We start from the raw sequence: 13,684 nt of genomic DNA, 5'->3' as shown, positions 1-13,684 counted from the left end.
GGCGTTAAACAGTGAAAGCATCTTGCAGCAGTTTTTCCTGCTGCTCGGCGTGCATCGACGCGTAGCCACAAGCAGGTGCAGCAGATGCATCACGACCGGCGTACTCCAGGCCCAAAGCCTTGTTGTGGTTGCCGATGCTGCGACGCAGGTGATGCTGGCTGCTGTACCAGGCGCCCTGGTTCATCGGTTCTTCCTGACACCACACGACATTCGTGAGGTTGGTGTAAGGCGCGATGATCTCCATGAGGTCATCTTCCGGGAACGGGTAAAGCTGCTCGATACGCACGATGGCGATGTCTTCGCGGCCTTCGGCACGGCGTTTTTCCAGCAGATCGTAGTAGACCTTGCCGCTGCACAGGATCAGGCGAGTGACCTTGGCGGCGTCCAGCGTATCGATTTCTGGAATAACGGTCTGGAACGAACCTTCGGCCAGGTCTTCCAGGGTCGAAACGGCCAATTTGTGACGCAACAGCGATTTGGGAGTCAACACGACCAGCGGCTTGCGCAGCGGACGGATTACCTGGCGACGCAGCAAGTGGTAGATCTGCGCCGGGGTCGTCGGTACGCACACCTGGATGTTGTGCTCGGCGCACAACTGCAGGTAACGCTCCAGACGGGCCGAGGAGTGCTCCGGACCCTGGCCTTCATAACCATGGGGCAACAGCATGGTCAGACCGCACAGACGGCCCCACTTGTGCTCGCCGCTGGTGATGAACTGATCGATAACCACTTGGGCACCGTTGGCGAAGTCGCCGAACTGGGCTTCCCAGATCACCAGCGCCTGCGGCGTGGTGGTGGAGTAGCCGTATTCGAACGCCAGTACAGCTTCTTCGGACAGGAACGAATCGTACAGGTCGAAACGCGGCTGGCCTTCGTACAGGTTCTGCAACGGGATGTAGGTGCCCGCGTCTTTCTGGTTGTGCAACACGGCATGACGGTGCGAGAACGTACCGCGGCCGATGTCCTGGCCGGTCATGCGGATCGGATGACCTTCGAACGCCAGGGTCGCGTACGCCATGGTTTCGGCGTAACCCCAGTTGATCGGCAGGCCGCCGGCTTGCATCTTCTGACGGTCTTCGTAGATCTTCGCAACCTGGCGCTGAACCACGAACCCTTCAGGGATCTCCAGCAACTTGGCAGACAACTCCTGCAAAGTCTTCAAGTCGAAGCTGGTGTCATGGCGTGCGGTCCAGGTGTGACCCAGGTACGGACGCCAGTCGACGAACAGCTCTTTGTTCGGCTCTTTGACCAGGCTCTTCACTACATGCAGGCCGTTATCCAGCGCGTTGCGGTATTCATCGATTTTCGCCTGAACACGCGCATCATCCAGCACGCCGGCCTTGGTCAGGCTTTCGGCGTACAGCTCACGGGTGGTGCGCTGCTTGGTGATCTGCTGGTACATCAACGGCTGGGTGCCGCTTGGTTCGTCCGCTTCGTTGTGACCGCGACGGCGGTAGCAAACCAGGTCGATCACCACGTCACGCTTGAATTGCATGCGGTAGTCGACAGCCAGTTGGGTCACGAACAGTACGGCTTCCGGGTCATCGCCATTCACATGGAGAATCGGCGCCTGGATCATCTTGGCAACGTCGGTGGCGTACTCGGTGGAGCGCGCATCCAGCGGGTTGCTGATGGTGAAGCCAACCTGGTTGTTGATGACGATGTGAACCGTACCGCCGGTCTTGAAGCCGCGGGTCTGCGACATCTGGAACGTTTCCAGGACCACGCCTTGGCCGGCGAACGCCGCGTCACCGTGGATGGAAATCGGCAGCACCTTTTCACCGGTGGTGTCGTTACGACGATCCTGGCGAGCCCGCACCGAACCCTCGACCACTGGAGAAACGATTTCCAGGTGGGAGGGGTTGAAGGCCATGGCCAGGTGAACTTCACCGCCGGTGGTCATGACGTTGGACGAGAAGCCCTGGTGGTATTTAACGTCACCGGAACCCAGCTCGACCTTCTTCTTGCCTTCGAACTCGTCGAACAGCTCGCGCGGGTTCTTGCCGAAGGTATTGACCAACACGTTCAAGCGGCCACGGTGAGCCATGCCGATCACGACTTCCTTGGTGCCGTAGGAACCGGAACGCTGGATCAGCTCGTCGAGCATCGGAATCAGGCTTTCGCCGCCTTCCAGGCCAAAACGCTTGGTGCCCGGGTATTTGGTACCCAGGTATTTTTCGAGACCTTCAGCGGCAGTCACGCGCTCGAGCAGGTGGCTGCGCACATCGGCGGACAATACCGGACGGCCACGTACGCCTTCCAGGCGGTGCTGGAACCACTGGCGTTGCTCGGAATCGGTGATGTGCGTGAACTCAGCGCCGATGGTGCGGCAATATGTCTGCTGCAACGCTTCGTGAATTTCGCGTAGGCTCGCTTCCTCTTTGCCGATGAACAGGTCGCCGGCACGGAAGGTCGTATCAAGATCGGCATTGGTCAAGCCGTAATGATTGATCGACAGGTCAGCAGGTGCAGGACGCTGCCAGAGCCCCAGCGGGTCAAGCTGGGCCGCCTGGTGGCCACGCATCCGGTAAGCCTGGATCAGTCGCAGTACTTCAACTTGCTTCTTCTCGTGCTCACTGCTCACGCTGCCGGCGGAAACCGGTTGGGCGCGGCGCTGGTTCTTTGCCAGCAACACGAAATGATCGCGAATCGCAGCATGCGATACATCGGTGGCAGCGTTGCCGTCTGAAGACAACGTCTGAAATTTGGTGCGCCATTCTTCTGGCACAGCGTTAGGGTCGTGCAGGTAGAGCTCATAAAGCTCTTCCACATAGGCAGCGTTACCACCTGAAAGATAGCCGCTGTTCCACATGCGCTGCATCACGCTTTCTTGCATGCTTGGTCACCCTCGATTTGGGGACACCACCGGCGAAAACACCGAGTTTGCTTGCAAAAGGCCAAGTGCAGCGACCAAAACAAGCCACTTAGGATCACGCTGATAGTTCGGGTACCAACCCGAATGCCCCTGCTTGTCTCATTTCTTCAAAATAAGAGCCGCGGCTTTGTAAGTCGCTGCTCAAGTTAAAACTACGGCGCCGGTTGAAGCCTGCGCCGCAGCATTTACGGGCACAACGGTCCTGCTTTTACGTCAGTTACACGCCGCTTTGCAGCAGCATGTTACGGATGTGACCAATGGCCTTAGTCGGGTTCAGGCCTTTGGGACATACGTTGACGCAGTTCATGATCCCGCGGCAGCGGAATACGCTGAACGGGTCATCCAGTGAAGCCAGACGCTCGGACGTCTTGGTGTCGCGGCTGTCTGCCAGGAAGCGGTAGGCTTGCAGCAGTGCAGCCGGGCCCAGGAACTTGTCCGGGTTCCACCAGAAGGACGGGCAGGACGTCGAGCAGCAAGCGCACAGGATGCACTCGTACAGGCCGTCGAGTTTTTCACGCTCTTCCGGGGACTGCAGACGCTCGATGGCCGGAGCCGGCGTGTCGTTCTGCAGGAATGGCTTAACTTTCTCGTATTGCTTGTAGAAGATGCTCATATCGACAACCAGGTCACGGATAACCGGCAAACCTGGCAGTGGACGAACGATCAGCTTGTTGCCCTTGACCACGGCGGACAGCGGCGTGATACACGCCAGGCCGTTTTTGCCGTTGATGTTCATGCCGTCGGAACCGCACACACCTTCACGGCAAGAGCGACGATAGGAGAAACCTTCGTCCTGCTCTTTGATCAGTGCCAGTACATCCAGCACCATCAGGTCTTTACCACCGGTATCGACCTGGAACTCCTGCATGAACGGCGCGGCGTCCTGATCAGGGTTGTAGCGGTAAACACTGACTTTCAACATGGCAGCCACCCTTAGTAAGTCCGAATCTTCGGTTCAAACGTCGGCACCGTCTTCGGCGAGAAGTTCACGGCACGCTTGGTTACGCGCTTGTCACCCGGGAAGTACAGGGTGTGGCACAACCAGTTCTCGTCGTCGCGGTCTTCAAAGTCTTCACGAGCGTGGGCGCCACGGGATTCCTTACGAACCTCGGCGGCGATCGCAGTCGCTTCTGCCACTTCCAGCAGGTTTTGCAGCTCAAGGGCTTCGATACGCGCGGTGTTGAACGCCTGGCTCTTATCGTTGATCTTGACGTTGGCGATGCGCGTGCGCAGGTCGGCCAGCTGGGCGATGCCCTTCTGCATGTATTCGCCGGTACGGAACACACCGAAGTAGTTCTGCATGCAGCTTTGCAGCTCGCGACGCAGGGTTGCCACGTCTTCGCCGTCAGTGCGCTCGTTCAGAGCGTTCAGGCGCGCCAGGGCGGCTTCGATGTTGGCGTCGGTGGCGTCATCGTATTCGATGCCGTCGGTCAGAGCTTTTTCCAGGTGCAGGCCGGCAGCGCGGCCGAATACCACCAGGTCGAGCAGCGAGTTGCCGCCCAGGCGGTTGGCACCGTGAACCGATACGCAGGCCACTTCGCCTACCGCGAACAGACCATGGATGATCTCGTCCACACCATCGGCGTTCTGGGTGATTGCCTGGCCATGAATGTTGGTCGGCACGCCGCCCATCATATAGTGGCAAGTCGGAACCACTGGCACCGGCGCAACCACCGGGTCAACGTGAGCAAAGGTCTTGGACAGCTCGCAGATACCTGGCAGACGGCTGTGCAGCACTTCTTCGCCCAGGTGATCGAGCTTGAGCAGTACGTGGTCGCCGTTCGGGCCACAGCCGTTGCCGGCGATGATTTCCTTGACCATCGAACGGGCCACGACGTCACGACCAGCAAGGTCTTTCGCGTTCGGCGCATAACGCTCCATGAAACGCTCGCCGTGCTTGTTGATCAGGTAGCCACCTTCACCACGGCAACCTTCGGTCACCAGTACGCCGGCGCCGGCGATGCCGGTCGGGTGGAACTGCCACATTTCGATGTCTTGCACCGGTACGCCTGCACGCAGTGCCATGCCGACGCCGTCACCGGTGTTGATCAGGGCATTGGTGGTCGACGCGTAGATACGGCCTGCACCGCCGGTCGCCAGCACGGTAGCCTTGGCGCGGATGTAGGTGGTTTCACCGGTTTCGATGCAGATGGCGATCACGCCGACGAACTCGCCCTTGCCGTTCTTCACCAGATCGACAGCGTAGTACTCGTTCAGGAACGTGGTACCGGCTTTCAGGTTGCCCTGATAAAGGGTATGCAGCAGCGCGTGACCGGTACGGTCGGACGCGGCGCAGGTACGGGCAGCCTGGCCACCTTTACCGTAGTCCTTGGACTGGCCGCCAAACGGACGCTGGTAGATACGGCCTTGCTCGGTACGGGAGAACGGCAGACCCATGTGGTCCAGCTCGAACACCGCAGCCGGGCCTTCCTGACACATGTACTCGATAGCGTCCTGGTCACCGATGTAGTCGGAACCCTTGACGGTATCGTACATGTGCCAGCGCCAGTCATCGTTCGGGTCGGCAGAAGCGATGGCGCAGGTAATGCCACCCTGGGCCGATACGGTGTGCGAACGCGTCGGGAACACCTTGGTGATCACGGCGGTCTTGTGCCCACCCTGGGCCAGCTGCAGCGCAGCGCGCATGCCGGCACCGCCGCCACCAATAATGATGGCGTCGAATGAAATAGTAGGAATGTTAGCCATGAATCAGATACCCCAAAGAATCTGCACACCCCAGACGAAGTAAGCGAACATCGCGATGCCGCATACTGCCTGGAAGAGGAAACGGACTGCGGTCGCGGACTTGCCCAGCGCCATTGGCGTTAGGTAGTCGGTCGCGATGGTCCACATGCCGACCCAGGCGTGAGCGCCCAGGGCCACAAGGGCCAGCAGACTGAAGATTCGCATCGCATTGTGGGCGAACAGGCCGTGCCATTGCTCATAGCCGATGCCCGGGTTTGCGACGAGGTATCCGATCAGGAAAATGAAATAAGCCGCGAGAACGACCGCAGACACACGCTGTGCCATCCAGTCATAGAGGCCCGAACGCGACAGATTCGTTACGCTGGTTACCATATCCAAACTCCTGCCAGAACGATCAGCACCACGGAAATGGCGATGATGATTTTCGAGCCCAGGCGGCCGCCTTCCAGCGTCTCACCGATACCCGCATCCATGATCAAGTGGCGCACACCGGCTACCAGGTGATACAGCAGAGCGGACAGCAGGCCCCACGCTACGAACTTGGCCAGTGGGCTGGTCAAGGTTGCCTTCACCTCGGCGTAACCTTCCGCGGAACCCAGGGATTTGCTCAATGCGTAAAGCATGATGCCCAGGCCCAGGAACAGGATGATGCCGGAAACACGGTGCAGGAACGACGTAACGCCGGTGATGGGGAGTTTGATGGTCCTTAGGTCTAGGTTTACAGGTCGTTGGCTATTCACGGCTTTTTTTCACACTGAAGAGCCCCTAACAATCAGGGCAAAGTTGTTGGGGAGTGCGACTGGTCAGGTAAGCACCACCCAGGGAGTGCGACCCCCAATGAAAGCAAGCCCAAAAGCCCTTGGCGGTCGGTGGCCGAGTATAGACAGTTAGGTTACTAATGACAACGCGCGCACCTCACCCTAATAGCTGATTGCGCTGACGCGATAAAAGGCGTAAATGGCAGGCAATTTCGACGAAAAAGTACGGTTAAAGCCTTCTGGAGCAAGACTTTAGGCAAATTGACATCTGAATTTATCTCACTATAGTGGTGCGGGCCCTGCGTGGGGGGTCTGTCTGATGATTTGAAGCATAAATAGGAGGCCACATGGCTGACAAAAAAGCGCAGTTGATCATCGAGGGCGCAGCCCCCGTCGAGCTGCCCATTTTAACCGGCACCGTTGGTCCCGATGTTATCGACGTACGGGGCCTGACGGCCACGGGCCGTTTCACTTTCGACCCAGGCTTCATGTCGACCGCCTCTTGCGAGTCGAAGATCACCTATATCGACGGCGACAATGGCATCCTGCTGCACCGCGGCTACCCGATCGAACAACTGGCTGAACAGTCGGACTACCTGGAAACCTGCTACTTGCTGCTAAATGGCGAACTGCCAACAGCTGAGCAAAAGGCCCAGTTCGTCAGCACCGTGAAGAACCACACCATGGTTCACGAGCAGTTGAAGACGTTCTTCAACGGCTTCCGTCGCGACGCCCACCCGATGGCCGTCATGTGCGGCGTGGTCGGCGCCCTGTCGGCCTTCTATCACGACTCCCTGGACATCAATAACGCCGAGCATCGCGAAATTTCCGCGATCCGCCTGGTCGCCAAGATGCCAACCCTGGCCGCGATGGTTTACAAGTACTCCATGGGCCAACCCATGATGTACCCGCGCAACGACCTGACGTACGCGGAAAACTTCCTGCACATGATGTTCAACACCCCGTGCGAGATCAAACCGATCAGCCCGGTGCTGGCCAAGGCAATGGACCGGATCTTCATCCTCCACGCCGACCACGAGCAGAACGCCTCCACCTCTACCGTGCGCCTGGCAGGTTCGTCGGGTGCCAACCCGTTCGCCTGTATCGCCGCCGGTATCGCCGCGTTGTGGGGGCCTGCCCACGGCGGTGCGAACGAAGCCGTCTTGACCATGCTCGATGAAATCGGCGATGTGTCCAACATCGACACCTTCATCGCCAAGGCCAAGGACAAGAACGATCCGTTCAAGTTGATGGGCTTCGGTCACCGGGTCTACAAGAATCGCGACCCGCGCGCCACCGTAATGAAACAGACCTGCGACGAAGTGTTGAAGGAACTGGGCATCAAGAACGATCCGCAACTCGAACTGGCCATGCGCCTGGAAGAGATCGCCCTGACCGACCCATACTTCATCGAACGCTCGCTGTACCCGAACGTCGACTTCTACTCGGGGATCATCCTCAAGGCGATCGGCATTCCAACCAGCATGTTCACCGTGATCTTCGCCCTGGCGCGGACCGTGGGCTGGATCTCCCACTGGAAGGAAATGCTCTCGAGCCCGTACAAGATTGGCCGCCCGCGCCAGCTATACACCGGCTACGAGTCGCGTGACATTACCAAGCTGGAAGATCGCAAGTAAGCATTGCCCAGCTGTATTGAAAACGGCCTCCCTTAGTGGAGGCCGTTTTTGTTTGGGTCGCCTGACATACCGCTATCGGGAGCAAGCCCCCTCCCACAGTTGACCGCATTCTCATGTTGGAACTCGGTCAACTGTGGGAGGGGGCTTGCTCCCGATGACCATCACCCAGACACCACTAAATCCAAGGCAAAAAAATACCCCAGCCTTTCGACCGGGGCATTTCTCATCCAGTTACAGGCTTAGTGGTTAACCGCCCCACTCGCCCCCAGGCCAGTCTGCGAACGCACAAACTGCGGGAAGTACAGCGCACGCTCTTTCTCTGCCGCCGCCGACTTGTCGGTGATGGAGAAGAACCAGATACCCACGAACGCGATGATCATCGAGAACAACGCCGGGTATTCATACGGGAAGATCGCCTTCTCGTGGTGCAGGATCGACACCCAGATGGTCGGGCCCAGGATCATCAGGCCCACGGCGCTGATCAAGCCCAGCCAGCCGCCGATCATGGCGCCACGGGTGGTGAGGTTTTTCCAGTACATGGAAAGCAGCAGCACAGGGAAGTTACAGCTGGCGGCAATCGAGAACGCCAGGCCGACCATGAACGCGATGTTCTGGCTTTCGAACAGGATACCCAGGCCGATAGCCAGCACTGCCAGGGCGACCGTGGTGATCTTCGACACGCGAATCTCATCTTTCTCGTTGGCCTTGCCCTTCTTGATCACGCTGGCATACAGGTCATGGGACACCGCCGAGGCACCGGCCAGGGTCAGGCCGGCAACCACCGCAAGGATGGTGGCGAAGGCCACGGCCGAGATGAAGCCCAGGAAGATACTGCCGCCCACCGCGTTGGCCAAGTGCACCGCCGCCATGTTGTTACCGCCCAGCAAGGCGCCTGCTGCATCCTTGAACGCCGGGTTGGTGCTGACCAGCAGGATCGCACCAAAGCCGATGATGAACGTGAGGATATAGAAGTAGCCGATAAAGCCGGTGGCATACAGCACGCTTTTGCGCGCTTCTTTCGCATCACTCACGGTGAAGAAGCGCATCAGGATGTGCGGCAGGCCCGCAGTACCGAACATCAGCGCAAGCCCCAGGGAGAACGCCGAGATCGGATCTTTCACCAGGCCGCCTGGGCTCATGATCGCTTCACCTTTGGGGTGAACCTTGATCGCCTCGGAAAACAGCATGTTGAAGTCGAAGTTGACGTGCTTCATCACCATCAGCGCCATGAACGAGGCACCGGACAGCAACAGCACCGCCTTGATGATCTGCACCCAGGTGGTCGCCAGCATGCCGCCGAACAGCACGTACATGCACATCAGGATACCTACCAGGATCACCGCAACGTGGTAATCGAGGCCGAACAGCAGTTGGATCAGCTTGCCCGCGCCGACCATCTGCGCGATCAGGTAGAACGCTACCACCACCAGCGAACCACAGGCCGACAGGCTGCGGATCTGGGTTTGCCCGAGGCGATAGGACGCCACGTCAGCAAAGGTGTACTTGCCCAGGTTGCGCAAGCGCTCGGCGATCAGGAACAGAATGATCGGCCAGCCCACCAGGAAGCCGATCGAATAGATCAGGCCGTCGTAGCCGGAGGTGAACACCAGCGCGGAAATCCCCAGGAAGGACGCCGCCGACATGTAGTCGCCGGCAATCGCCAGGCCGTTCTGGAAACCGGTGATCTTGCCGCCGGCCGCATAGTAGTCGGCCGCCGATTTGTTGCGCTTGGACGCCCAGTAGGTGATACACAGGGTAGCGCCGACGAACGCGACAAACATCACGATGGCCGAGACATTCAGGGGTTGCTTTTGCACTTCGCCGGTCAATGCGTCGGCCGCCCAAAGGGCCGGAGCAAACAGCGAAGCGCCGAGTACCGCCAATAGACGCCGAATCATTGCGCAGCCTCCTTGAGAATCGCATTGTTCAGGTCGTCAAATTCGCCATTGGCCCGGCGTACGTAGATGCCGGTCAGGATGAAGGCGGACACAATCAGTCCGACGCCCAGGGGAATGCCCCAGGTAATCGACGAACCGGGGCTGATCTTGGCCCCCAGCACGTGTGGCCCGTAGGCAATCAACAGGATGAAACCGGAGTAAAGCCCTAGCATGATCGCCGAGAGAATCCAGGCGAACTTTTCTCTTTTTCTGACCAGCTCCTTGAAGCGCGGGCTGTTTTGAATCGAGAGGTAAATGCTGTCGTTCATTGTTTTTATCCTCGCAGCACAGCTTTTTTATTATTGGAACGTATCCACTGTATGCGGCTGTGGAAAGGGTTCCAGACGACCTTAGTAGTAGATCGAGTGTAGCGAGGGATTGCTGGGGCACAGAAAAATTTGAGGCGGTGCGAAACTAATGTGGGAGGGGGCTTGCTCCCGATGGCGGTAGGTCAGCCAAGAATGCTCTGACTGAACCATCGCCATCGGGGGCAAGCCCCCTCCCACAGGGTATTGCATCAACAGGGAAAGTTACTTAGCGGTCCACTCAGCGACACGCTCAGGGTGCTTGGCCACCCAATCCTTGGCCGCTGCATCAGGCTTGGCGCCCTCCTGGATAGCGAGCATGACTTCACCGATTTCATCCTTGGAGGCCCACTGGAACTTCTTCAGGAAGGCCGCGACTTCCGGCGCTTTCTTCTCCAGGCCCTTGCTGCCAATGCTGTTGACGGTTTCAGCAGCACCATAAATTCCTTTTGGGTCATCCAGGAAACGCAGTTTCCACTTGGCAAACATCCAGTGCGGCACCCAACCGGTGACGGCGATGGATTCCTGCTTGTCTTCGGCGCGGGTCAGTTCGGCGATCATTGCGGCGCCCGAGCTGGCTTGCAGTTTGTAGTCGAGGCCGTATTGCTTGATGGCTTCGTCGGTCTTGAGCATCACGCCTGAACCGGCGTCGATGCCGACGATCTTGTTTTTAAACGTGGTGTCTGTCTTGAGGTCTTCGATGGACTTGGCCTTGACGTACTCCGGCACGATCAAGCCAATTTTTGCATCCTTGAAGTTGGGGCCGTAGTCGACCACTTTATCCTTGTTCTTGGTCCAGTATTCACCGTGAGTCACCGGCAGCCAGGCGGACAGCATGGCGTCGAGCTTGCCGGTGGCAACGCCCTGCCACATGATCCCGGTGGCGACCGCTTGCAGTTTGACGTCATAGCCGAGCTTCTGCTTGATCACTTCTGCCGCCACATGGGTGGTGGCAACGCTGTCGGACCAGCCGTCCACGTAACCGATGCTCAGGGTTTTGCTGTCGGCGCTGGCCAGTGTGGAGCCCATCGCAACTACCAGAGTGGCAGCTGCGCCCAAGAGTCGTCGCATCTTCATATGTACTTCCCCGAAAGTGCTGCGCCCGACGAATGCCGAGCGACGTCAACCTGTTGTTATACGGTGCACCGCGCCCCCTTCACGCGCATCGATCCGGTTGCTGAGGCATCAGTGGAGTACTGACAGTTTTATCATCAACCTGCGTAGGCCTTTGCCCTGCTCTGTCAGCGACCTTGGTTGAGCAAGAAACGACATCACATCGCCAGCAGACCACTTTGTAGGACTTGCCCACCTATTCCCGCCCGAACTTTGCATGTCAAAAGTATGCGGCCCCACTGGAACGCGACAATTACGGGTAAGATGCGCGCCTTTGCTCCCCCAGATAAGCCGACCATGCCCGCGACTGCCCGCCTCCCTGCCCTGCCCTATGTTTTCGCCTTGTTCATTGGCTTGCTTGCCCTCGTCGGCTACTGGTATGGCCTCGGCCGGCCGGTGGTGCTGCCGGATGTGGCGAGCGCCAGCCACAAGCTGCAATGCGCGTCCTATACGCCGTTCGACAAGGACCAGTCGCCGTTCGACCAGCCATTCCAGCTGCGCCCCGAGCGCATGGACGCCGACCTGGCCCTGCTGGCCACACGCTTTGAATGCATCCGCACCTATTCCATGACCGGCCTGGAAGCCTTGCCGGGCATGGCGCGCAAGCATGGCTTGAAGGTGATGGCCGGCGCCTGGGTCAGCAGTGACCCGGTAGCCACTCAAAAGGAAATCGACGAGTTGATCACGGCGGCCAATGCCAACCCGGACGTAGTGACCTCGGTGATCGTCGGTAACGAAGCGCTGTTGCGCAAGGAAGTCACCGCCAAACAACTGGTGACGCTGATCCAAACGGTCAAGCGCCAGATCAAGCAACCGGTCACCTACGCCGATGTGTGGGAGTTCTGGTTGCAGCATCCGGAAATTGCCCCGGCGGTGGATTTCCTGACCATTCACCTGCTGCCGTATTGGGAAGATGAGCCGTCCGGCATCGACCAGGCGCTCAAGCACGTAGGCGATGTACGCCAGACCTTCGGCCACAAGTTCGCGCCCAAGGACATCCTGATCGGCGAAACCGGTTGGCCCAGTGAAGGCCGCCAGCGCGAAACCGCCTTGCCGAGCCGGGTCAACGAAGCCAAGTTCATGCGTGGTTTTGTCGCCATGGCCGAAGCCAATGGCTGGCGTTACAACCTGATCGAAGCCTTTGACCAGCCCTGGAAGCGCGCCAGTGAAGGCGCAGTGGGCGGTTATTGGGGCCTGTTCGATGCTGATCGCCAGGACAAGGGCACCCTCGCCGGGCCAGTCAGCAACGTACCGTACTGGCCGCTGTGGTTGGGCGTTGGTGGGATGATTCTGCTGGGTACATTGGTGTTGGGCGGGCGCGTGCGCACAACCCGCGCGGCCCTCGCACTGCCGCTGCTGGGTGCGATTGCCGCGTGCTCCCTCGGCACCTGGGCCGAATTGACCCGCGTCACCGCGCGCTTTAATGATGAATGGGTGTGGGCCGGCTTGCTGGTGGTGTTGAACCTGCTGGTACTGGCCCACGCCGCCCTGGCACTCAGCGCCAGGGACGGCTGGCGTGAACGCGCATTCAACTGGCTGCAGCAACGTGCGGGCTGGCTGGTGGCGATTGCCGGCTTTGCCGGTGCGGTGATGATGCTGGCGCTGGTGTTCGACCCGCGTTATCGCAGCTTCCCCAGCGCGGCACTGGTGCTGCCGGCCCTGGTGTACCTGGTGCGCCCGGTGAGCGGGCCGCGTCGAGAGATTGCGTTGCTGGCCTTCATCATCGGTGCCGGCATTGCGCCGCAGCTGTTCCGGGAAGGTTTGTTGAATCAGCAGGCCTGGGGGTGGGCGGTGGTGAGTGTGATGATGGTTGCAGCTTTGTGGCGTTGCTTGCGGGTGCGCAAGGCTTAAGAATGCCATCGGGGGCAAGCCCCCTCCCACACTTGATTGGGTTCACACATTTCCATTTGTGAATGCGGTCAAATGTGGGAGGGGGCTTGCCCCCGATTGGCCTTATCAGGCGGCGCGAGGCTTCCTGACCAACCGCAACCCTGCAATCACCACAGCAAACACCGCAAACGTGGTGTTATACAAGGCCAGGGCCGGCAACCCAAACACCAGCCCCAGCACCGCCAAGCTCCATCCCGCCCGGCCCGGTACGAAAAACCCCAGCACCGAGGTCACCAGCGCGGCCCAGCCCAGTACCTTGAAATGAATCATCAAGCCCAGGTTCGAACGCACCTGGCATTCCCAACGGCTGGCCTCATCCGCACAGATGCCAACCCACTGCCCGTCTTCCATGAAGCCATAACGCGCAGCGTAACTGGCCGCCAACCATAACGGCAGGGCGATAAGCAGCAGGATCAACGGCAAACGACGGGACATGGGGCACTCCGATAGGCAAAAACGGCGC

At 59.2% G+C, this 13,684-nt stretch carries 11 protein-coding genes; 2 read left to right on the top strand and 9 right to left on the bottom strand.

Translation table 11 applies throughout. From position 1 onward, the window contains the following. Nucleotides 1–4: 4 nt before the first annotated feature. From C4J89_RS08710 to sdhC, 5 genes are all read right to left on the bottom strand, one after another. Nucleotides 5–2,836, bottom strand: a complete 2,832-nt coding sequence (locus C4J89_RS08710) for a 2-oxoglutarate dehydrogenase E1 component (RefSeq protein ID WP_124361978.1) — start codon at nt 2,834–2,836, stop codon at nt 5–7. A 256-nt stretch (nt 2,837–3,092) separates the two neighbouring features. Then, a complete protein-coding gene (locus C4J89_RS08705; protein WP_003172807.1) occupies nt 3,093–3,797 on the bottom strand; it encodes a succinate dehydrogenase iron-sulfur subunit in 705 nt (234 codons plus the stop codon). Between the two features lie 11 nt (nt 3,798–3,808). Continuing rightward, nucleotides 3,809–5,581, bottom strand: a complete 1,773-nt coding sequence (sdhA, locus tag C4J89_RS08700; RefSeq protein ID WP_124361977.1) for a succinate dehydrogenase flavoprotein subunit — start codon at nt 5,579–5,581, stop codon at nt 3,809–3,811. Between the two features lie 3 nt (nt 5,582–5,584). Then, on the bottom strand, nt 5,585–5,953 hold the full coding sequence (sdhD, locus tag C4J89_RS08695) for a succinate dehydrogenase, hydrophobic membrane anchor protein (RefSeq protein WP_003233245.1): 369 nt from the start codon (nt 5,951–5,953) through the stop codon (nt 5,585–5,587). Further along, nucleotides 5,947–6,321 carry a succinate dehydrogenase, cytochrome b556 subunit gene (sdhC, locus tag C4J89_RS08690; RefSeq protein WP_124361976.1) on the bottom strand — a complete coding sequence of 125 codons (375 nt, stop codon included), beginning with the start codon at nt 6,319–6,321 and terminating at the stop codon, nt 5,947–5,949. The genes sdhD and sdhC overlap by 7 nt, the downstream gene beginning before the upstream one ends. A 365-nt stretch (nt 6,322–6,686) precedes the next feature. On the opposite strand from sdhC, the gene gltA reads away from it, so the two are divergent. Then, nucleotides 6,687–7,976 carry a citrate synthase gene (gltA, locus tag C4J89_RS08685; RefSeq protein WP_124361975.1) on the top strand — a complete coding sequence of 430 codons (1,290 nt, stop codon included), beginning with the start codon at nt 6,687–6,689 and terminating at the stop codon, nt 7,974–7,976. Between the two features lie 239 nt (nt 7,977–8,215). On the opposite strand, the gene C4J89_RS08680 is transcribed toward gltA, so the two are convergent. The 3 genes from C4J89_RS08680 to C4J89_RS08670 all read right to left on the bottom strand — a co-directional run bounded on the left by C4J89_RS08680 (nt 8,216) and on the right by C4J89_RS08670 (nt 11,295). Continuing rightward, nucleotides 8,216–9,874, bottom strand: a complete 1,659-nt coding sequence (locus C4J89_RS08680; protein WP_124361974.1) for a cation acetate symporter — start codon at nt 9,872–9,874, stop codon at nt 8,216–8,218. After that, a complete protein-coding gene (locus C4J89_RS08675) occupies nt 9,871–10,182 on the bottom strand; it encodes a DUF485 domain-containing protein (RefSeq protein WP_124361973.1) in 312 nt (103 codons plus the stop codon). The genes C4J89_RS08680 and C4J89_RS08675 overlap by 4 nt, the downstream gene beginning before the upstream one ends. Nucleotides 10,183–10,443: 261 nt before the next feature. Continuing rightward, a complete protein-coding gene (locus C4J89_RS08670) occupies nt 10,444–11,295 on the bottom strand; it encodes a glycine betaine ABC transporter substrate-binding protein (protein WP_003233255.1) in 852 nt (283 codons plus the stop codon). A 333-nt stretch (nt 11,296–11,628) separates the two neighbouring features. Here C4J89_RS08670 and C4J89_RS08665 point away from each other — a divergent pair, with 333 nt between their 5' ends. After that, entirely contained in the window at nt 11,629–13,182 is a 1,554-nt protein-coding gene (locus tag C4J89_RS08665) for a glycosyl hydrolase family 17 protein (RefSeq protein WP_124414249.1), read from the top strand. Between the two features lie 105 nt (nt 13,183–13,287). Here the strand turns inward: C4J89_RS08665 and C4J89_RS08660 are convergent, their stop codons facing one another. Next, nucleotides 13,288–13,656: a hypothetical protein gene (locus tag C4J89_RS08660; protein ID WP_124366426.1), complete on the bottom strand. Its 369-nt coding sequence runs from the start codon at nt 13,654–13,656 to the stop codon at nt 13,288–13,290. Nucleotides 13,657–13,684: the final 28 nt, after the last annotated feature.

Source organism: Pseudomonas sp. R4-35-07, from assembly GCF_003852235.1.
Taxonomy (GTDB): Bacteria; Pseudomonadota; Gammaproteobacteria; order Pseudomonadales; family Pseudomonadaceae; genus Aquipseudomonas.
The sequence above is the reverse complement of the archived record's forward strand: the minus strand, read 5'-3'. Positions and strand labels throughout refer to the sequence as shown.